We start from the raw sequence: 21348 nt of genomic DNA, 5'->3' as shown, positions 1-21348 counted from the left end.
CCCGGCCCGATCAGCGCCACCAAACCGGGCGGCAGCGCCGTCGTCGTCTGTTCCTGAAACTAGCGCCGGGGGATGTTGCGCAAGTTGCTCCGGGCCATGCTGACGGCCTCGCCGGCGCCGCGGTTCAGGACCACCTTGGACATCGCCGTGGCGAAGCCCAGGACCTGCGCCCCCTTGATCTTCGGCGGAATCGAGAGCGCTTTGGGATCCGTGATGAGTTCCACCAGCGACGGTCCCGGATGGGCGAACGCCTCGCGGTAGGCCTCCTCGATACGGGCCGGATCCGTGACGCGGACCGAATGGAACCCAAGAGCCTGGGCCACGGCCGCATAGTTGGCGTCCGGCACGTCGACGCCGAAGTCAGGCAGCCCGTCCACCAGCATCTCAAGCTTGACCATGCCCAGGGTGGAGTTGTTGAACACCACCACGTTCACCGGCAGGCGGTAGGCGGCGACCGTGATGAGCTCGCCGAGCAGCATTGACAGTCCGCCGTCGCCCGAGACCGAAACCACCTGGCGCCCGGGATAGGCCAGCTGCGCGCCGATTGCGTGCGGGAGAGCATTGGCCATGGAGCCGTGCAGGAACGATCCGATCAGCCGGCGGGTGCCCAGCGGGTTGATGTACCGCGCAGTCCAGACGTTGCACATCCCGGTGTCCGCGGTGAAGATGGCGTCCTCGGCGGCCACCTGGTCCAGCAGCGAGGCGGCGTACTCCGGGTGGATGGGCTGCTTCTTTTCCACTTTGCGGGTGTAGGCGCCCACGGCCTTGTTCATGAGCCGGTCGTGCTTCTTGAGCATCTGGTCGAGGAAGCGGCGGCTCTTTTTCGGCGTGAGCAGGGGCATCAGTGCGGCAAGTGTGGGCAGCACGTCGCCATGGACGGCGATGTCGACGTCGGTCCGCCTCCCCAGCTTGTGGGCGGCGCGGTCCACCTGGGCCGTGCGCGTGCCTGGAAGGAACTGGTCATACGGAAAATCGGTGCCGAGCAGGATCAGCAGGTCCGCGTCCTCGATACCCTCAGCGGCAGCACCGTAGCCCAGCAGGCCCGTCATGCCGATGTCGTACGGGTTGTCGTACTGCATGAAGTCTTTGCCGCGGAGCGAGTGGCCGATCGGTGCCCGGACCAGCTCGGCCAGGGCAATCACCTCATCGTGGGCGCCCTGCACGCCGGCACCTGCGAAGATGGCCACTTTCTCCGCCGAGTTGATCGCATCGGCGAACGCCTGGACGCTCTCCGGCGCCGGCACCATTGCTGCGGGAACGAACGCCGCGGGAAGCGGCGTGTCAGCTGTTGCGTCAAGCCCGGCGATGTCGCCCGGAAGGGTGACGACGGCGACGCCCCCTAATGCGACGGCGTGCTGGATCGCGCTGTGCATCACACGAGGCGCTTGTTCTGCCGTGCTGACCAGTTCCGAGTACACCGAGCATTCGTTGAAGATCCGGTCTGGGTGGGTTTCCTGGAAGAATCCGCTGCCGATCTGTTTGCTGGGAATGTGCGAGGCAATGGCCAGAACAGGTGCCCCGGACCGGTTGGCGTCGTAGAGCCCGTTGATCAGGTGCAGGTTCCCGGGGCCGCACGAGCCGGCGCACACAGCGAGCCGGCCGGTCAGCTGGGCTTCAGCCGCGGCGGCGAAGGCGGCCGCCTCTTCATGCCTTACATGAATCCAGTCGATTCCGCCCTGCTGGGAGCCGCCGGTCTGGCGGACGGCATCGACGATCGGGTTGAGGCTGTCCCCCACGATCCCGTAAATTCGCTGCACGCCGGCAGCCTGCAGTTGTTCGATGAGCTGGGTTGCAAGTTCCTTGGCCATGGGTGCACGCTCCCGCGATCGGATTGATGTGCTGACAGGGCCAATATAGTCCGCCCCGCCTTGGGGCGGTTCCCAGGTTTTTAACGGACGACGGCGGCGCACGGCCGCGGGGGCCGGCGCCCGGACGCCCCATGAAGTGAGAGAGCGTCGCGGAAAAACCCGCAGGAACTGAGAGAGCGTCGCGGAAAAACCCGCAGGAACTGAGAGAGCGTCGCGGAAAAACCCGCAGGAACTGAGAGAGCGTCGCGGGTTCTGGCATCTCCGGGGGCGGCGCTCCCTAGCTCCCCGAGTGCGCCTGCAGGAACGTGTACACCTCGGTCTCGTCCACGCCGGGGAAGGCGCCCGGGGGCATGGCCGCGAGCAGGTGCGAGTGCGCCCGCGCGGACGGCCAGGCGTTGCCCGCCCATTCCGACGTCAGCGAGGCCGGAGGCCGCCTGCAGCAGTTCTCATCCGGGCACGTGGACTTGGACCGCTCGGTGGTGTCGCGGCCGCGGAACCATTTCACCTGCGCGTACGGCACGCCCACGGACAAGGAAAACTCGCCGTTGGCGGAGCGCTCGGTCCGGGCCGTGCACCAGTACGTCCCCGCCGGGGTGTCCGTGTACTGGTTGTACGCACTGAACTTGTCCGCCACGTCGAACACCATGCGGCTGGTCCAGTATTTGCACGACGGCTGACCCTCGATGGCGCCGGTGTGGTCCTGCGGAAACGTCACGCCGTCGTTCTCGTAGGCCTTGTATATGATGCCGCTCTTATGGGTCTTCTGGAAGTGGGTGCGGATGTCCAGGTGCTGGGTGGCCAGGTTGGTGAACCGGTGGGCGGCCGTTTCATAGGACACGGCGAAGGCGTCCCGGACGTCCTCCACGGCGATTTCCTTGGCTTGCTTGGCCTTCTGAAGGAAATCCACGGTGGCCTGCTCCGGGAGCATCAGCGCTGCCGCGAAATAGTTGGTAGCGACGCGCTGCATCAGGAAATCCCCGTAGTTGTTGGGGGTCTGGTGGCCCAGGACGTAGTGGCCCAGCGCCTGCAGGAGTACCGAACGGGGGTCGTGGTCCGAGCGCTGGTTCTGCGTCAGGTAAATTCGGTGGTTCTTGAGATCCGTCACGGAACGGGTGGAATGCGGCAGGTCACCCACGTGGTGAAGGCTGAACCCGAGATGCGCCGCGATGTCCGCGATGACGTGGTGGGACAGCGGACCGCTGGTGTGTCCCACCGAGGCCAGGACCTTCTGCGCCTCGGCCTCGTACTCCGGGAAGTAGTTGTTCCGCTCGCGCATCATGGCCCGCAGTTCAGCGTTGGCGCGGCGGGCTTCTTCGGGCGTCGCCACCTGCTCATTGAGTTTGCGCTCCAGCTCGTGCTGCAGGCCCACCATGGACTCCAAAACATCCATCGGGAGCCGCGAACTGATGCGGATTTTCGGCAGGTTCAGGGACTCGTAGATGGGACTGCGCTGGTACCGTTCCAGCTCGATCTCCAGCGCCGCACGGCGGTTTGGTGGCTCGGCCCCGAGCAACTGGTCAATGGTGACATTCAGCCCGGCCGCCAGCTGCTGCAGGAGCCCCAGTTTGGGCTCCCGCTTCCCGTTCTCGATCAGGCTCAGCTGGCTTGGTGCGGTCCCGACGGCGGCACTCAGGTCATCGAGTGTCATGCCAGCCGCTTTGCGCAGGTGGCGGACGCGGCGTCCCAGGCTGATGACATCCAGTTCCGGGGTGGCAGGGGACGACGGCAGGGTGGCGGCTTTGCGGTTCCAGCTTGTAGGCGACATTTATTGAGCATACGCGAAGAAACGCATTTCTTTCCATGGTTTTCATCTAGTAACCCTCTTGAAAGTGCAGAAAAGTAGAACACACGGAAAGAAACACCGCACCGGGATCCGCCGGCCGGATCTGCAAGGAAGCAGGGACGGCCGGCCCGGACAACCCGGAGCACAAACAAGGAGACAAAGATGACTGCAGCATTTGAGCCCACCCAGCAGACGCCCGAACAGCAGGCCGCCGCACTGGAGCTCGAGTGGGCCGCCAACCCGCGCTGGGAAGGTGTGACCCGTGATTACAAAGCTTCGGACGTCGTCCGCCTCCGCGGCCGCGTCTCCGAAGAACACACGCTGGCCCGCCGCGGCTCCGAAAAGCTGTGGAAGCAGCTGACCGAGGAGCACAAGGAAGGCAAGTACACCAACGCCCTGGGCGCCCTCACCGGCAACCAGGCCGTGCAGCAGGTCAAGGCCGGTCTCCGCGCCATCTACCTCTCCGGCTGGCAGGTGGCTGCCGACGCCAACAACTCCGGCCACACATACCCGGACCAGTCGCTCTACCCGGCCAACTCGGTTCCCACGGTGGTCCGCCGCATCAACAACGCCCTGCTCCGCGCAGACCAGATCGAATTCTCCGAGGGCATCCAGACGGTCGAGGACTGGCTGGTGCCGATCGTTGCCGACGCCGAGGCAGGCTTCGGCGGCCCGCTCAACGCCTACGAGCTGATGAAGTCCATGATCCAGGCTGGCGCGTCGGGCGTTCACTGGGAGGACCAGCTCGCCTCGGAGAAGAAGTGCGGCCACCTCGGCGGCAAGGTCCTGATCCCCACCCAGCAGCACGTCCGGACCCTGAACGCCGCCCGCCTGGCCGCCGACGTTGCCGGCACCCCGTCGGTGGTCATCGCCCGCACTGACGCCGAGGCGGCAACCCTGATCACCTCCGACGTCGACGAGCGCGACCAGGAATTCATCCTCCGCGAAGGCGGACAGCCGGTCCGCACCGCGGAAGGCTTCTACAAGGTCCGCAACGGCATCGAACCCTGCATCGCCCGCGCCAAGGCCTACGCCCCGTACTCCGACCTCATCTGGATGGAAACGGGCACCCCGGACCTCGAACTGGCCCGCAAATTCGCCGAGTCCGTCAAGGCCGAGTTCCCGGACCAGATGCTCTCCTACAACTGCTCGCCGTCGTTCAACTGGCGCAAGCACCTGGACGACGCCACCATCGCCAAGTTCCAGCGTGAACTCGGCGCCATGGGCTTCACGTTCCAGTTCATCACCCTGGCCGGCTTCCACGCCCTGAACTACTCGATGTTCGACCTCGCCCACGGCTACGCCCGTGAAGGCATGAGCGCCTACGTCGAGCTGCAGGAGAAGGAATTCGCCTCCGAGTCCCGCGGCTACACCGCGACCAAGCACCAGCGCGAAGTCGGCACCGGCTACTTCGACGACATCGCCACTGCGCTCAACCCGAACGCATCCACCCTGGCCCTGGTGGGATCCACCGAAGAAGGCCAGTTCCACTAACACTTCCCCAACTAGATAGCAGTAGGTGTCGTTTTGGAGGCTCAAAACGACACCTACTGCGACTCAGTTGGGAACCTTTCAAGGAGAATTCCCATGAACAGCTTCACCGACAACTTCACTATCAACGGGATAACGTTGACCGCCCAGCCCATTTGCCGGCAGGGCGAGGTACTGACGCCGGATGCGCTGGCGTTTGTGGCCAAGCTGCACAACGCGACGGCCGGGCGGCGCGAGGAGCTGCTGCGGGCGCGCAGGGCACGGCGGGAGCAGATCGCCGCCGGCCAGGACCCGCGATTCCTCCGCGAGACCGAGTCCGTCCGCAACGACCCCAACTGGCGCGTCGCTCCGCCGGCGCCGGGGCTGGAGGACCGCCGGGTGGAAATCACCGGACCCGTGGACAAGAAGATGACCATCAACGCGCTGAACTCCGGCGCCAAGGTGTGGCTCGCGGACATGGAAGACTCCTCCACGCCGTCCTGGCGCAACGTCATCCAGGGCCAGCTCAACCTCACGGACGCGCTGGAACGCCGGATCGACTTCACGTCCCCGGAGGGCAAGGACTACAAGCTGCGCCCGGCCGAGGACCTGCCCACCATCGTGGTCCGCCCCCGCGGCTGGCACCTGCCCGAGAAGCACATGCTCATCAACGGCACGCCCGTGGCCGGCGGCATCGTGGACTTCGGCCTGTACTTCTTCCACAACGCCCGCCGCCTGCTGGCCCAGGGCAAGGGACCGTACTTCTACCTGCCGAAGATCGAAAACCACCTCGAGGCCCGGCTCTGGAACGACATCTTCATCCTGGCCCAGGACCTGCTCGGCATTCCGCAGGGCACCATCCGCGCCACGGTATTGATCGAAACCATCACGGCATCCTTCGAAATGGAGGAGATCCTGTACGAACTGCGGGACCACGCCTCCGGACTGAACGCCGGCCGCTGGGACTACATCTTCTCGCTGATCAAGAACTTCCGCACCCGCGGCCCCCGGTTCGTGCTGCCGGACCGCGGCCAGGTGACCATGACGGCCCCGTTCATGCGCGCCTACACCGAGCAGCTGGTGCGCGCCTGCCACAAGCGCGGCGCCATGGCGATCGGCGGAATGGCCGCAGCCGTTCCCAACCGCAAGGACGAGGCCGCCAACGCCAACGCCTTCGAAAAGGTCCGCGCTGACAAGACCCGCGAGGCCGCCGACGGCTTCGACGGCTCCTGGGTGGCCCACCCGGACCTGGTTCCCGTCTGCCGCGAGGTGTTCGATGCCGTGCTCGGCGACCGGCCCAACCAGCTGGACCGCCTGCGCGAGGACGTCACCCCCGACGACCGTGCGCTGATCAACGTGGCCGCGACCCAGGGCACCATCACCGAGCAGGGCATCCGGAACAACATCGAAGTGGGCATCAGGTACATCGAGTCCTGGCTGCGCGGCAACGGCGCCGTGGCCATCCACAACCTCATGGAAGACGCCGCCACCGCGGAGATCTCCCGCTCGCAGCTGTGGCAGTGGATCTACGCCCGCGCCATCACGGACCACGGCGAGATCATCAGCCGCGAATGGGTCGAGGACATGTTGGACGAGGAGTTCGCCGGGCTGGAACGCTTCGACGGCGACCGCTTCGCCGACGCCCGCGACATTTTCGAGGAAGTCACGCTGAGCGACAAGTTCCCCAGCTTCCTCACCGTTCCGGCCTACGCCCGCTACCTGCACGAAGCCCGCGAGGGCGCGGACGCCACGGCCGAGGCCATCGAGGACGAGCTCGTCGCCGCCTAAATTTCCGTCAGCCGGGCTGCCGCGCCTTCGCAACAGCAACCCCGAAATCCGGGGAGGCAGCCCGGCAACGGAACCCACCTCTTCATAGCGCGAACTGGCAGCTAATTACCGCAAACCCAAGGTTTGAGGGCATTAGCTGCCGGTTCGCGCTGTTGTGCGGGGGCTTAAGTGTTCGTTCGCGCTTGGCGTTTGAAAGACGTACGACGGCGGCGCTTGCCTTAGCGCTGCTTCGGCACCGTCCGCACGGACAGCGTGGTTCCGAGGATGAACAGGAGCACGGAGCCCAGGATAATCAGCAGCGGGACGTCCCAGGAACCGGATGCACCCTGCACGTACCCCAGCAGCGTGGGCGCCACGGCGCCGAAGCAGTACCCCGTCCCCTGGACTATGGCCGACATCCGCCCCGCCGAGGCCTGGTCGCGCGCCAGCTTGATGATGGCGATGAAGATCAGGGTGATGCCGCCGCCCTGGGCGATGCCGCCGAAGGAGGACCACAGCCACCACAGCTGGGGAGCGAACAGCAGGCCCAGCGGCACGGTCAGCCACATGGCTCCCAGGGCGAGCGCCACCGCCGTCGTACTGGCGAACCTGGCCACCAGCGGAACGCCCATGCCGCCCGCAATGGCGAGGATCTGGAAGAGGGACGATCCCGCTCCGGCGGCGGCGGGAGCCATCCCCAGTTCGTCCGCCAGCAGGGTGGGAAGCCAGGCAGTGACTCCGTAATAGGAGACGGCCTGCCCGGCGAAGCCAGCGGTCAGCCCCACGGTGATCCAGCGCGAGGCGGGGCGGCCTGCGGCCGGAGGGCCGCCCGAGCCGTCGTCCGGTGCCGGGATGAAGGCACCGCGGCCCGCCGCGATCACCCAGAAGCCGATGGCAGCGACGGCGAAGGCAGCGCTGGCCGCGAGGGCGGGACGCCAGCCGGCAACCTCGGCCAGGGGTGCGGTGACCACGGACGTGACGAACGAGCCGATATTCAGGGCAGCCGTATACATGCCCATCGCGGTGCCCTGGCGGCGCGGGGAAAAGTCCCGGCGGATGATCAGCGGCACGGCGATGTTTCCGATGGTGATGGCCAGGCCCAGGATGACCGTGCCGATCATCACCAGCGCGCCGCCCCCGGCGGACCGGACCACGACGCCGGCAAGGACGCCCAGGAGGGTCAGAGTGATGGCCACTTCCGCTCCCAGCCGGCGGCCGGCGAGTGAGGCGAGGGGCGCGGCCAGGGAGAAGCACAGCACCGGAATTCCCGTCAGCAGGCCCAGCTCCACCGGCGAAAACCCCAGGTCCTGCTGCATGGCCCCCGCCACGGGAGCTACCGCCACGAACGGACCCCGCATGTTCAGGGCGATCAGGCCGATGCAGGCGAGCAGAATCCAGCTGCCAGGGACCCTGGAGTCCGGGCGGCCCTTCATACGGCGGCCGGGGCGGCGGGCGGTTGCACGGTTACGTGGCTCATCACTTCATTGCTATCACGCCGCGGCCAAATCGATGGAAAAAGTCGGCGGGCAGGAGCGCATCGCTGCACTCCTGCCCGCCGGAAACGCTATTCAGTTACGCAGCATTCAGTTACGCGGCACGCTCAGGCCAGGTACCAGTCCCGCTGGGCGTTGGCCACGCCGGGCGCCTCCCGGAACTGCTTGGGCTGTGCCACCCAGCCGACGCCGTTGGCGATAACCTGTTGGATCTGGGGCTGGTGGTAGACGGGATACTCCTGGTCGCCCGGGCTGAAGTAGAAGATCCGGCCCTTGCCGCGGGAGAACGTGACACCCGAGCGGAAAACTTCGCCGCCTTCAAAGGAGCTGATGAAGATGAGGTCGTCAGGTTCGGGGATGTCGAAGAGCTCCCCATACATCTCCTGCTTGGGGATCACGATGGGGCTTTCCACGCCGGCGGCGATCGGGTGCGAGGGCTTGACCGTCCACACCAGTTCGCGTTCGCCGTCGTTGCGCCACTTGAGCGAGCAGGTGGTGCCCAGGAGCTTGGTGAAAATCTTGGCGAAGTGCCCTGAGTGAAGGACGATCAGCCCCATGCCGCCCAGCACGTGCCGCTCCACACGCTCGACCACTTCGTCGCTGACCTCGGCGTGGGCCACGTGCCCCCACCACAGCAGGACATCCGTCGCGGCCAGGGTTTCCTCCGACAGCCCGTGCTCGGGGTCCGCCAGCGTGGCCGTGGTGATGCCGGAATCCGGGTAGAAGCCCTTCAGCCCGTCGGCGATGGCTCCGTGAATGCCCTTGGGGTACATCTCCCCCATGGTCTCCGGCTGGTTGCGGGCCTCATGGACGCCTTCGTTCCACACCAGGATGTTGAGTTTGTCAGTCATGTCAGAGCCTCACTTCGCGCTGTTCTACGGCGGACTTGTAGCAGGCATCGAGCACCAGTGCGCGGCTCAGTGCCACGGAGCCGTCGTGGGCGCCCCACACAGTCTCACCCCCGCGGACGGCGTCAACAAAGTCTTCCACGACGGCCTGGTGCGCGCGGCCGGGTTCGGCCACCACTTCGTAGTCCGCGTTTTCGCCGTCCTTCTCCTTGAAGATGCGGAGGTCCGCAACGGGGGCGTTGGAAGCGCCGACGGCGCGCAGTTCGGCGCCGCCGTCGGTTCCGTAAACGGTGAAGTCCATCAGGTCGTCTTCTTCCCTGTACGCCGCCCAGCCGGCCTCGAGGATCAGCGTGCCGCCGCCCTCCAGGCGGATGAACGCCGACGCGAAATCTTCAACTTCGAACTTGTGGGTCGATTTCATGGCGGTGTACCGGGCGTTGCCGCCGAGGCCGCGGGGGCCCAGCTCGGAGTGGGTGGAGGCCGAGACGGAAAGGACCTTCGGTTCGCCGAGGAGGTGCAGCGAGTAGTCCAGGACGTGCACGCCGATGTCCGCCAGCGGTCCGCCGCCTGCCAGTTCGGGGTTCGTGAACCAGCTTCCCAGCATGGGGATGCCCTGGCGGCGGAGCCAGGATGCCTTGGCGTAGTACGGACGGCCGAGTTCGCCGTCGTCGATGATGCCTTTAAGTTTCTGGATGTCGCCCCGGCGGCGGTGGTTGAAGGCAACGTCCAGGACGCGGCCTGCCTTGCGCGCGGCCTCGACCATCTTCCGGCCCTCTTCGCCGTTGCGGGCCAGCGGCTTTTCGCTCAGGACGTGCAGACCGCGCTCGAGCGCCGCGACGGCGATCGGCGCGTGCAGGAACGTGGGCACCGCGACGCTGACGGCATCGAGTCCTTCCAACTCGATCAGGTCCTCCCAGCGGGCAAACGTGTGGGGGATGCCGTATTCGGCCTTGAGGCTGCTCAGGAGGTCCGCCTCCATGGCGGCAACGGCGACGAGTTCCACGCCCTCAATATCCTTGTAGGCCTTGATGTGCTGTTGACCGGCCCATCCGATGCCTACAACCCCGATCTTCAGGGGTGCGGGCTGTGCCTGCTGCTTGCTCACTGGAAATTCCTTTGCTTTTTTGGGTTGTTGAGCTTTGGTTGATGAGGGCCGCGTCAGCCCTTGACGGCACCCGCGGTCATCCCGGCGACGATCCGTTTCTGGCAGACAAGCACCAGGATCACCAGCGGAATGGTAATCAGGACCGACGCCGCGCTGATGGCGCCGATCGGCTGATCGTATTCGCTGGTGCCGTTGAAGAAAGCGATCGCCACCGGCACCGGCCGGGACTCCGGGGACGTCGTCAGCGTGACGGCCAGCAGGAATTCATTCCACACTGAAATGAACACCAGGATGGCCGTTGTGGCAAGCCCCGGAACGGCCAGGGGGAGGATTACCTTCCGGAAGGCCAGGAACGGCGACGCTCCGTCGATGTATGCCGACTCTTCCAACTCCTTGGGGATTTCCCGGAAGAAGGAGGTCAGCGTGTAGATCGCCAGGGGTAGGGCGAAGGTGAGTTTGGGGATGATGAGCCCGATCAGGGTGTCGTAGAGGCCGATTTCCCGCCAGATGGAGAACATCGGCGCCGCAATGGCGATGGCCGGGAACGTGGTGACCGAGAGGATCAGCGTCAGGAGCAGAGCCTTCCGCTTCATCTTCAGCCGGGCCAGGGCATAGGCGGCGAAGGAGGCGAAGACAAGCGCGACGGCGGTGGTCACCACGGCGATGATGACCGAGTTCCGGAGGGCCAGGAAAAAGTCCGGGTTGCGGAACACCACAAAGTAGTTGTCCAGTGTGGGCTGGCTGGGGAACAGTTCCCCGGCGCCCAGGCTCTCCCCCGCCTTGAGGGAAGTGTTGATGAGCCAGTAGAAGGGCACCAGCGAGAAGGCCATCACGGCCAGGACGAACATCCAGGTCAGCGGGTGGAGCCTGGACTCCCCGCGGCGGAGCGGCTTCCTGGTGGGCCGCGGGCGGGGGCCCGCCTTGGCCGCGGCGCGGCGTTCTTCGAGGACCGTACTCATTGCTTCTCCTGGGCGGCTGCGCGGATGTTCCCGCCGGCGAACCGGATGTAGATGACGGATACTGCCATGACGGTCAGGAACGTGAGGATGGACAGCGCGGACCCTTCCCCGACCAGCCGGTTTTCCCGCAACTCGGTGTAAGCCAGCATGGACATCGATTCCGTTCCGTTGGCGCCGCGCGTGAGGACGAACGGCAGGTCGAAGACCCTGAGGGCATCCATGGTGCGGAAGATGGCGGCCAGCACGATCGCCGGTTTCAGCAGCGGCAGCGTGATGTTGATGAATGTGGTCCACTTGGTGGACCCGTCCAGCTCGGCTGCCTCGTAGACCTCGTCAGGGATCACCTGGAGGCCGGCGAGCACCAGCAGTGCGACGAACGGGGCGGTCTTCCACACATCCGCCAGCACGATCACTGCCATGGCGTAGCCGGACTCGCCGAGCCAGACGATGTCGCCGCCCGGCAGGCCCAGTCCCCTGAGCACCGTGGTGACGAGGCCCAGGGTCGGCTCGAACATCGTCTGCCACGTGATGGCGCTAACCACGGTCAGGATCGCGTAGGGCAGCAGCACGAGGGTCCGCAGCAGCCCGCGTCCCCGGAACGTCATGTTCAGCAGCAGCGCCATGGCCGTTCCGAGGACGAGTTCCAACGACACGGAAGCCGCGGCGAACGTGAACGTCTGCCCGAAGGCCGACCACCAGGCGCCGCTGCTGAGCGCGTCCAGGTAGTTGTCCAGTCCGACGAACCGTGACAGCCCCGCCTGCCGCACGCTGTATTGGTGAAGCGACAGCCAGACGGCGTAGCCGATGGGAACGGCGGCCACCAGGAACATCAGGATCAACGAGGGTGCCACCATCCGGACCGCCAGCCGGCGTTCCGCACGGTCGTACCCGAAAGTCCTCGGCCGTTCGGCCAGCTTCTGTGCCGATGTCATGGCTAGAAGCTGTCCTGTGCGGTCTTGATGTCCTCGGCCATCTTCTTCGTGGCCTCATCGGCAGATGCCGATCCGGACAGGACCGAATGCACGTTCTTGTAGATCGCCTGGGAGATCTGCGGGTAGACCGGGGACTGCGGGCGGGGCTTGGCGCCCTTCACGGAGGCCAGCAGTTCCTTTGCGAACGGCATGGCCTTCAGGACCTCGGGGTCGGAGTAGGCTGCCTCGTTGACGGGAGCCTGTGAGTTGTCCATGGCCACGTGCTTCTGCCACTCGGGAGTGGTGGCGAAGTTGATGTACGCCAGTGCGGCTCCGCTGTTCTGGGAGAAGGCGGAGATCGCAAAGTTCCATCCGCCCAGCACACCGCTTGCAGCGGACTTGCCGTCGAAGGACGGCAGCGGCGACACGTCGAACTTGCCTGCCAGCTTGGTCTTGTTCAGCAGCCGGTAGACGTGTGGCCAGTTGCGCTCGTACCCGAAGTTGCCGGATTCGTATGCCAGCCGTGTCTCGTCTTCCTTGTAGGTCATGACCGCGCGGTCGGCCGAGCCGTTCTTGATGCCGTCCGCCATGAACCGGAGAACTTCGCGGGTCTCCGGGGAATCGATCTTCACCTCGCCCTTGTCGTTCACTGCCTCGCCGCCTGCGCTGTAGAGGAGTTCCAGGAAGTTGACGGTCAGGCCCTCATACTGCTGTGCCTGGTACACAAGTCCGTTGCCCGGGGCCTTCGCGGCCTCGGCGTAGAGCTCCTGCCACGTGGCCGGCTTGGCCACCTTGCCCTTGGCGGAGTAGATGAGGCCGGCGTTGGTGTAAAACGGGGTGGCCCAGTACTTGCCGTCGTACAAGGCGGTCTGCGCGGTCGACGGGATCAGGCGATCCTTGATTTTCTCCATCACCGGGGTCTGGTCCAGCAGCCAGTTCTGCGCGGCAAACTCAGGAGCCCAGGTGACGTCCATCATGAAGATGTCGCATTCCGTGGACTTGCCTTCCAGGCGCTGCACAGTCTGGGTGCGCTGCTGGTCCGTGCTCGAACCGATCTCCACGTACTTGGCGTTCATGGTCGGGTTCGCCTTGTGGAAGGCGGCGGTGGTGTTCTTGTGGATCCCGCTGGCGTCCTTGCCGCCGCAGATGGTGATGTCGCCCTTGGCGCCCTCCGCACTTTTGGGGTCGACGGCGGCAGCCGTGGAATTCGGGGTGGCCGCCGGGCTGCCGCCGCAGCCGGCGAGCAGAACTCCCATGGCCACGGTAGCCACAACACTCTTGGCCAGACGACGTCGTCCGGCTGGCATGGATGCCTTCACGAGTTTCCTTTCGATTTGCCTACCCTGGTCCGCCAGCAGCCTTCGCTGGTGGCCGGGACGGCCGCGTTGATATGACGTGGTGACGAAGTTTTCAGTGCCAAGCTTTTGACTTTTGCTTTACAAAAGCCTGCAATTCCTCGGTTGTAAGTAAAGCTTTCATGCGTCTCAGGGCGTGTCAATGAGCTAAGCGCATTGATTTTCGGCTTTTATCAACTGTCTTCTGACACTGAACATGCACTTGGGCGCCGCTTTGGATGGAAGGTGGCAAAAGCACCGGGGACTTTCTCGCGGGCGTGCGGGCAAGCGGGAGCGCAGAAGTTTCGGCGGTGCGCCGCGGCAGGTGGCGCCCCGGCCGCGGGCGTGCCGGCAGCGGGAGCTACGGGCGGGCTGCGGCCGCCACGGCGGATTCGACGACGGCCGGCGACAGCACGTGCTCGATGACCATGCGGCTGGCGCCGAGGATGGCGGCGTCCGTCTTGGCGCGCGACTGCTCGATCCGCAGCCGGGCCGTCGCAAGCGGCAGGGACCGCCCGTAGACAGCCTCCCGGATCCCGGCCAGCAGCTGGTCGCCGGCCCGGGACAGGCTTCCGCCCACCACAATCACGGACGGGTTAAGCATGTTGACGCAGATGGCGAGGACTTCGCCGACGTCGCGGCCGGCCTGCCGCAGGGCGTGGATGGCATGCACGTTCCCCTGGGCAGCCAGGTCCACAACATCAGCCCCCGAGCTGGCGTCGATCCCCAGGCTTTGCAGTTTCCGGGCCAGTGCAGGGCCGGAGGCAAGTGCTTCCAGGCATCCCGTGTTCCCGCACCGGCACAGCACGCCTTCGCCGCCCGGCACCCGGACGTGGCCGAGGTCGCCGGACGTGCCGTCCGCGCCGCGCTGAAGTTCGCCGCTGCTGATGATGCCCGCTCCCACGCCGGTGGCCAGCTTGATGAAGAGGACGTCGGCATACTCGCCCCAATGGGCGTGCCGTTCCCCCAGCGCCATGATGTTGACGTCGTTGTCCACTAGGACTTCAGCATCGATCTCCTTACGGATGTAACCCACGACGTCGAACCCGTCCCAGCCTGGCATGATCGGAGGCTTCACGGGCCTGCCGCTGCCGTGTTCCACGGGCCCGGGGAGGCCAATGCCGATACCGGCGATGTCAGCCTCGGTACGTCCTATCTGCGCCAGGAGTTCCCGGCCGCTGTGGAGTACCCAGTCCAGCACCGTCTCAGGCCCCCGCGCCACGTCCAGCGGTTCGGAGTGCCGGGCTAGGACGCTGCCGTTGAGATCAGTCAGGGCGATCGCAGCATGGCTGGCGCCGACGTCGGCGGCCAGGACCAGCCGGACCTTGGCGTTGAAGGCAAATTTCGACGGCGGCCTGCCGCCGGAGGAGGCGGCCTCGCCGGCAGGACCCACCAGCCCAAGGGCGGTCAGGGCATCGATCCGCGCGGCAACAGTGGTCCGTGCCAGGCCCGTCTGCTCGGCCAGTTCGGCCCGCGTCCGGGGCCTGCCGTCGCGGAGCAGCTGAAAAAGATCACCGGCGCGGGCCAGGAAGCCCGCGTCGACGGGCCGTTCCTGCCGCTCGAAAGTCGTCTCCATGGTTAAGGAATAGCACACGATCCGCGGAACCCAGGGGCTTAGCGCATGCCTTTTCATAACTTTTGATTGACTATCGACAAAAGTCGCCGTAGGTTCGATTGAAACAGCAGCCGTCCCTGAGGAACCAACATGTCCACTCCAGAATCCGCGCGGCGGCAGGGCGATGACGCGCCTGCGGACGCAGCGTCCGTCCGTCCGCTGGGCGTAGCGATGATCGGTTACGCGTTCATGGGCAAGGCCCACTCCAACGCGTGGCGGAACGTCGCCAGCTTCTTCGACGTCCCGGCCTTCGAACAGAAGGTCCTGGTGGGCCGTGACGCGGACAAGGTCTCTGCCGCCGCGGCGAAGTACGGCTGGGCCGAGTCCGCCACCGACTGGCGGGCGGTAATCGCGCGCGACGATATCGACGTCGTGGACATCTGCGCCCCTGGCTGGATGCACGCCGAGATCGCCATCGCCGCTTTGGAAGCGGGCAAGCACGTCCTCGTGGAAAAGCCGCTGGCCAACACCCTGGCCGAGGCCGAGGCCATGACCTCCGCCGCCCGTGACGCCCGGGAACGCGGGGTGCAGTCGATGATCGGGTTCAACTACCGCCGGGTCCCGGCCCTCGCGCTGGCCAAAGAGCTGATCGCGGAAGGCCGGCTCGGAACCGTCCGCCACGTCCGCGCCGCCTACCTGCAGGACTGGCTTGCGGACGACCACGCCCCGATGACCTGGCGGCTGCGAAAGGAAACGGCCGGCTCCGGCGCCCTGGGCGACATCGCCTCCCACGCCATCGACCAGGTCCTGTTCCTCCTCGGCGACGCCGTCACCGAAGTGTCCGGGCGCCTGCGCACCTTCGTCACGAGCCGCCCGGGAGCGGACGGCCCGGAGGACGTGACGGTCGACGACGCCGCCTGGGCCACGCTGTCCCTCGCCTCCGGGGCGGTCGCCTCGGTCGAGGTGTCGCGGGTGGCCACCGGGCAAAAGAATTCGCTCAGGCTCGAGGTCTACGGCGACAAAGGCTCCCTGCTCTTCGACCTCGAGGCCCTGAACGAGCTCGGCTTCCTGGACGCCACCCTTCCGGTGCGGGAGCAGGGCTTCCGCCGCATCCTGGTCAACGAACCCGAGCACCCCTACCTGGACGCTTGGTGGCCCCAGGGCCATATCATCGGCTGGGAGCACACCTTCACCCACGAGATCCGGGACTTCCTGACCGCCATCGGCAACGGAACCGCGCCGTCGCCGTCGTTCGATGACGGCCTGGCGGTCCAGCGCATCCTCGCGGCCGTGGAGGAAAGTTCCGCAGCGAAAAGCTCCACCATCCAGCTGACCAATCCCCTGACCGATTCCCCCGCCGAAGGAGCCTGACATGGCACGCCCTTACACCCTGTTCACCGGCCAGTGGGCAGACCTGCCCTTCGAGGAAGTCGCCAAACTCGCCTCGGGCTGGGGCTATGACGGCCTCGAAATCGCCGTGTCCGGGGACCACCTGGACGCCTGGCGCTGGGACGAACCCGGCTATGTCGAGTCCAAGCTCGCGGTCCTGGAGAAGTACAACCTGAAGGTCTGGGCCATCTCCAACCACCTCAAGGGCCAGGCCGTCTGCGACGACCCGATCGACTTCCGCCACGAAGCGATCGTCGGTTCCAAGGTCTGGGGCGACGGCGACCCCGAAGGCGTCCGCACCCGCGCCGCCGAGGAAATGAAGCACACCGCCCGGCTCGCCAAGGCCCTCGGCGTGGACACGGTCGTTGGGTTCACCGGCTCCTCCATCTGGCAGTACGTCGCGATGTTCCCGCCCGTCCCGGCCAAAGTCATCGACGCCGGCTACCAGGACTTCGCCGACCGCTGGAACCCCATCCTGGACGTCTTCGACGAATGCGGGGTCCGGTTCGCCCACGAAGTCCACCCGTCGGAGATCGCCTACGACTACTGGACCACCGTCCGCACCCTCGAAGCGATCGGCCACCGTCCGGCGTTCGGCCTGAACTGGGACCCGTCCCACTTCATGTGGCAGGGCATCGACCCGGTCTCCTTCATCTGGGACTTCAAGGACCGGATCTACCACGTGGACTGCAAGGACACCAAGCTCCGCCCCACCGGCCGGAACACCGTCATGGGCTCGCACCTGCCGTGGGGCGACCCCCGCCGCGGCTGGGACTTCGTCTCGGCCGGACGCGGCGACGTCCCTTGGGAGTCCTCCTTCCGCGCCCTCACCGCCATCGGTTACACGGGTCCCATCAGCATCGAGTGGGAAGACGCGGGCATGGACCGCCTCCACGGCGCCCCGGAGGCACTCGCCGCGCTGAAGAAGTTCGACTTCCCTGCCTCGCAGACCAGCTTCGACGCCGCCTTCAGCAGCAAGGACTGATACGGGAAGTGCCTGCTCCGACTCGAATAGAACTGCCTGCGGAGAGGAGACCCATGGCCAAGAAGCCCACGGTCTATGACGTGGCCGAGCGGGCCGGGGTTTCCATCGCCACCGTGTCCTTCACCTTCACGCAGCCGCATCGCGTCCGCGAATCCACCAAGGAAGCCGTATTGGACGCTGCCCGGGCGCTGGGCTACCTGCCCAGCGCCAGCGCCCGCGGCCTGGCCCGGGGCAAGACCGGGGCGATCGGGCTGTTTTCGTTCGACTACTTTGGGCGTTCCAGCACCGAGGCCGCGCGCAATGCAGCCGTGCGGACCGCCAGGGGTCCCGGTCAAGCCAGCCATGACCGCGACTCCCTGTTCTCGGACGACGCCAACAAGGACTTCCGCCTGTTTCCGCTGTACCACGACGAGGTGCAGAGAGGCGTGGAGATGGAGTGCAGGCGGCGCGGTTACGTGCTCATGATGGGCGAAGGCCACGGCGCCAGCACGGAAGCGGACATCGCCGAGATCGCAGGCCGCGTTGACGGACTGGCCGTCTTCCCGAACACCCTCCCGGGCGACGTGCTGCGCCGTATTTCCAAGCGGATTCCGGTGGTTGAACTGTCCAACCCCGCTGAGGACAACGGGCTTCACCGGGTGTCGGTGGAAAATGGCGCCGGCATGACTCTGCTGACCGAACACCTGCTCCAGGACCACGGCCTGCGCCACATCATTTTCGTCGGACCTGAGGGGTCACCGGACAGGGAGCGCCGGTTCCGTGGTTATGCGGAGGTGATGAGCCGCGCCGGGCTGGACATCCGCACGCTTCCCCGGTCCGGCCCCACGGACCCAGCCTCCGACGTCGACCGGACCATCCACAGACTGCGGGCCGCGGAGCAGCTTCCGCAGGCCTTCGTCTGCGCCGTTGACGCCGAGGCGCTGCTCTACATGGACGCCCTGGCCCGGGCCGGAATCAATGTCCCCGGGCAGGTCGCGGTGACCGGCTTCGATGGCCTGGTGGCGGGGCTTGTCAGCCGTCCTACCCTCACTACCATCCGGCAGCCCCTGGTGGAACTGGGCAGCACCGCAGCCTCAATCCTCATTGACGAAGTCTCCAAGCCCAGTCCCGTGCCGATCGTGAAGGAACTCCCTGTGAAGCTCGTGGTGCGGGAAAGCTGCGGCTGCGGGTCCTGATCCGGGGCACCGCGATCCCCGGGTGGCCATACCCGCCGGTTAGGCTTTCTATATCCACCCCTCACCGGAGGCATCCATGACGCACACCATCCGCAAGGCAACAGCGGACGACGCCGGGCGGCTGGCCGAGCTGGCTGCAGTCACCTTTCCGCTGGCATGCCCGCCGGGATCGTCACGGGAGGACATCGCTGCCCACCTCGCCAGCACTCTCCGCGAGCGCCACTTCCGTGGGTACCTCGCCGATCCCGCCGTGACGGTCCTTGTCATTGACGCGGACGGAGACCTCCGCGGCTACAGCCTGCTGGTGGACCGGCCGGCCTCCGATCCGGACGTGGCCTCCGCGCTCAGCGCCCTGCCGTCGGTGGAGCTCAGCAAATGCTATGTCCACCCGGACCACCACGGGCTCGGCGCCGCGGCCGAACTCATGCTCGCCAGCCTCGAGTCCGCCGCAGGTACGGGGGCTGCCGGAATGTGGGTTGGCGTCAACAGCGAGAACGCCCAGGCGATCCGGTTCTACGAAAAGTCCGGTTTCCGGAAGGTGGGAACCAAGTCGTTTCAGCTTGGCAGCACCGTGGAACACGACTTCGTGATGGAGCGCGGGCTGGGATAGCTAACCGCCAAGGTCCTTGTAAAGCGGCAGGCGGGGGTCATTCCGGAGCTTCAGTGCCGGCGGCAAGCCCTCCACGCTTCCCTCCCTGCCCCGGGCGCGGATGGTGATCCTGGAACGGCCCAAAAGAACGTTATCTGCACGGAAATCGCCCATCCGGTCCGGAAGGATCGGTGCCAGGTGGACCTCGCCCCGGGTGAAGTCGGGGTCAAAGCGCAAAAGGATGCGGGCCAGCTGAACGGGAGCAGCGGCCGCCCACGCCTGTGGAGAGCACGCCGTCGGGTACGGCACCGGCTCCGGGAAGTCGCTCCGGTCAAACCCGCAGAACAACTCCGGCAGTTGTCCGGCAAAGTGGGCCGCCGCCGCGAAGAGCCCGCTCGCGATCCGGCTGGCCTCGTCCACGAAGCCGTACCGCATGAGCCCGGTGGCGACGAGCGCGCTGTCGTGCGGCCAGACCGAGCCGTTGTGGTAGCTGACGGGGTTGTACGCGCCCATGTCCGAGGCCAGTGTCCTGATTCCCCAGCCCGTGAACATCTCCGGTGCCATGAGGCGCTCCGCGACCATCGGAGCCTTATCCTCGTCGACGAGTCCAACCCAGAGACAGTGGCCCATGTTTGATGCGCACGAGTCGACCTGCTGCTTGTCCTTGTCCAAAGCGATGGCGTAATACCCCTTGTCCGGCATCCAGAACCGCTCGTTGAAGGAGGCCCTTAGACGTGCAGCGCGCCCGGCCCAGTGGCGCTCCAAGGAATGGTCACCCGTCCAGCGGGCCAGCAACGACCGTGCCACGTAGGCGGCGTACACGTACCCCTGGACCTCGCACAGCGCGATCGGTGGCTCAGCCATCCTGCCGTCGGCAAAATTTATCCCGTCCCACGAGTCCTTCCATCCCTGGTTTAGCAATCCGTGGGGGTTGGGCCTCTGGTACTCCACAAAGCCGTCCCCGTCGCGGTCCCCGAAGTGCTCGATCCATTCCAGGGCGCGATCCGCATGCGGCAGCAGCGACTCGATAATGTCCTCGCCCAGGCCCCAACGGCTTAGCTCACCCAGCAGGCTCACGAACAGCGGGGTCGCGTCGGCAGTGCCGTAATACGCGGTACCGCCCAATGCAAGGCCGGCGTTGATGCCAAACCTCACCTCATGGGGTATCCGGCCTGGTTCTTCTTCCGAATCCGGGTCCACCTTTGTCCCTTGGAGCCCGGCCAGGGTTTGCAGCGTCCCGGCCGCCAGGTTCGGATCAACCAACAGCGCCATGTAGGCGGACAGCAGGGAATCCCGGCCGAAGAGCGCCATGAACCAGGGGGCGCCGGCGGCAACTGCAGCCCGGTCAGGGTGAGCGTCATCGAATATCCGGAGGGAACCCAGATCGTTCTGGCTGCGGTTCAGTACATTTTGAACGTTCCGATCCATGACGGTCACCCGCGGTACATGCTCCTCCCATGCCAGATGCCTCTGAACGCCCATCCGGTGGTGCGGAGGCGATGCCTCGGAAAAGGGCTCATCCGGCCCCACTCCATTGATCAGCGGAACCACGATGACGGCGGTGGTCCATTGTCCCCTGGGCGGAATCTCCACCCGGAAAGCCAGTGCATCCTCGCGTACCAGCGCCCCTGCTGCGCGGATGGCCGCAGCCCGGCGCTGGCCGTTGCGCTCGACTTCGATATGGAGCTCCGCGCCTTGGACCGACCTGCGGGCAACTGCATCGGTTGCGGCCCTGCCGCCCTTGACATCGAAGAGGTCGGCCATATCGGCCTCGACGCTAAGCTCGATGTCACAGTCGGCCGGCTCAGACGAGTAGTTGATGATGGTGATGTCATCCCTAAGCCCGGGTCCAATATGCCGCTCGTGCCGGACCACCAGGGGGCTGTCGAATCTACCGTCCGACCAGCGCGCCCTGCCGACAAAAGTGGCCTGGAACGACGTAGGCGTCTGAGCCCCCAGCGGTTCGCGGAGGGACCCGTTGACCCGGAGCATCCAGCGGGAAATAATCCGTGTGTCCTGGTAGAAGACGCCTTGTGATCCGCCAGGAATGATGTCGCCGTTGTGTGATGAGATGCAGAACGAGGATCCTTCGACCACGGTGACCGCGCCGGCTTCGGATGGACCCGCTTCAGTGTCGGCATTCCAGGCATTCATGGGCTGATCCCTTCCCTTGCGCA

The 21348-nt window shown here is 66.0% G+C and carries 16 protein-coding genes; 6 read left to right on the top strand and 10 right to left on the bottom strand.

Annotated elements, in window-relative coordinates; all coding sequences use genetic code 11:
- Positions 1 to 59: 59 nt before the first annotated feature.
- Together J7I89_RS09810 and J7I89_RS09805 are read right to left on the bottom strand one after the other, a co-directional pair.
- Positions 60 to 1808, bottom strand: coding sequence for a pyruvate dehydrogenase (locus J7I89_RS09810; RefSeq protein ID WP_214969499.1), 1749 nt, complete (start codon positions 1806 to 1808; stop codon positions 60 to 62).
- Between the two features lie 277 nt (positions 1809 to 2085).
- Positions 2086 to 3573, bottom strand: a complete 1488-nt coding sequence (locus J7I89_RS09805; protein WP_214969497.1) for a helix-turn-helix transcriptional regulator — start codon at positions 3571 to 3573, stop codon at positions 2086 to 2088.
- A gap of 180 nt (positions 3574 to 3753) precedes the next feature.
- Here J7I89_RS09805 and aceA point away from each other — a divergent pair, with 180 nt between their 5' ends.
- Both aceA and aceB read left to right on the top strand, forming a co-directional pair.
- Positions 3754 to 5085 (top strand): isocitrate lyase, encoded by a 1332-nt coding sequence (gene aceA / locus J7I89_RS09800; protein WP_214969495.1) that lies wholly within the window; start codon positions 3754 to 3756, stop codon positions 5083 to 5085.
- A gap of 93 nt (positions 5086 to 5178) precedes the next feature.
- Positions 5179 to 6849 carry a malate synthase A gene (aceB, locus tag J7I89_RS09795; RefSeq protein ID WP_214969493.1) on the top strand — a complete coding sequence of 557 codons (1671 nt, stop codon included), beginning with the start codon at positions 5179 to 5181 and terminating at the stop codon, positions 6847 to 6849.
- Positions 6850 to 7067: 218 nt separating this feature from the next.
- On the opposite strand, the gene J7I89_RS09790 is transcribed toward aceB, so the two are convergent.
- From J7I89_RS09790 to J7I89_RS09760, 7 genes are all read right to left on the bottom strand, one after another.
- Entirely contained in the window at positions 7068 to 8261 is a 1194-nt protein-coding gene (locus tag J7I89_RS09790; RefSeq protein ID WP_214969491.1) for a CynX/NimT family MFS transporter, read from the bottom strand.
- 167 nt (positions 8262 to 8428) lie between these two features.
- Positions 8429 to 9172 (bottom strand): ThuA domain-containing protein, encoded by a 744-nt coding sequence (locus J7I89_RS09785; protein WP_214969489.1) that lies wholly within the window; start codon positions 9170 to 9172, stop codon positions 8429 to 8431.
- Between the two features lies 1 nt (position 9173).
- A complete protein-coding gene (locus J7I89_RS09780) occupies positions 9174 to 10274 on the bottom strand; it encodes a Gfo/Idh/MocA family protein (protein ID WP_214969487.1) in 1101 nt (366 codons plus the stop codon).
- Between the two features lie 53 nt (positions 10275 to 10327).
- Positions 10328 to 11233: a carbohydrate ABC transporter permease gene (locus J7I89_RS09775; protein ID WP_214969485.1), complete on the bottom strand. Its 906-nt coding sequence runs from the start codon at positions 11231 to 11233 to the stop codon at positions 10328 to 10330.
- Positions 11230 to 12165: a carbohydrate ABC transporter permease gene (locus J7I89_RS09770; protein WP_214969483.1), complete on the bottom strand. Its 936-nt coding sequence runs from the start codon at positions 12163 to 12165 to the stop codon at positions 11230 to 11232. The genes J7I89_RS09775 and J7I89_RS09770 overlap by 4 nt, the downstream gene beginning before the upstream one ends.
- A gap of 2 nt (positions 12166 to 12167) precedes the next feature.
- Positions 12168 to 13463: an ABC transporter substrate-binding protein gene (locus J7I89_RS09765; RefSeq protein WP_308159858.1), complete on the bottom strand. Its 1296-nt coding sequence runs from the start codon at positions 13461 to 13463 to the stop codon at positions 12168 to 12170.
- Positions 13464 to 13839: 376 nt separating this feature from the next.
- Positions 13840 to 15054, bottom strand: coding sequence for an ROK family transcriptional regulator (locus J7I89_RS09760; protein WP_214969481.1), 1215 nt, complete (start codon positions 15052 to 15054; stop codon positions 13840 to 13842).
- 129 nt (positions 15055 to 15183) lie between these two features.
- Between J7I89_RS09760 and J7I89_RS09755 the strand changes: the two genes are divergently transcribed.
- From J7I89_RS09755 to J7I89_RS09740, 4 genes are all read left to right on the top strand, one after another.
- A complete protein-coding gene (locus J7I89_RS09755; RefSeq protein ID WP_374102014.1) occupies positions 15184 to 16404 on the top strand; it encodes a Gfo/Idh/MocA family protein in 1221 nt (406 codons plus the stop codon).
- A gap of 1 nt (position 16405) precedes the next feature.
- Positions 16406 to 17407: a sugar phosphate isomerase/epimerase gene (locus J7I89_RS09750; protein ID WP_214969479.1), complete on the top strand. Its 1002-nt coding sequence runs from the start codon at positions 16406 to 16408 to the stop codon at positions 17405 to 17407.
- A 53-nt stretch (positions 17408 to 17460) separates the two neighbouring features.
- A complete protein-coding gene (locus J7I89_RS09745) occupies positions 17461 to 18582 on the top strand; it encodes a LacI family DNA-binding transcriptional regulator (RefSeq protein WP_214969477.1) in 1122 nt (373 codons plus the stop codon).
- Between the two features lie 76 nt (positions 18583 to 18658).
- A complete protein-coding gene (locus J7I89_RS09740; RefSeq protein ID WP_214969475.1) occupies positions 18659 to 19192 on the top strand; it encodes a GNAT family N-acetyltransferase in 534 nt (177 codons plus the stop codon).
- Here the strand turns inward: J7I89_RS09740 and J7I89_RS09735 are convergent, their stop codons facing one another.
- Complete coding sequence (locus J7I89_RS09735) at positions 19193 to 21325, bottom strand: glycogen debranching N-terminal domain-containing protein (RefSeq protein ID WP_214969473.1); 2133 nt, start codon at positions 21323 to 21325, stop codon at positions 19193 to 19195.
- Positions 21326 to 21348 lie beyond the last annotated feature (23 nt).

It is taken from the genome of Arthrobacter sp. ISL-5, from assembly GCF_018613835.1.
GTDB lineage: Bacteria > Actinomycetota > Actinomycetes > Actinomycetales > Micrococcaceae > Arthrobacter.
This window is presented reverse-complemented; position numbering and strand designations above follow the sequence as displayed.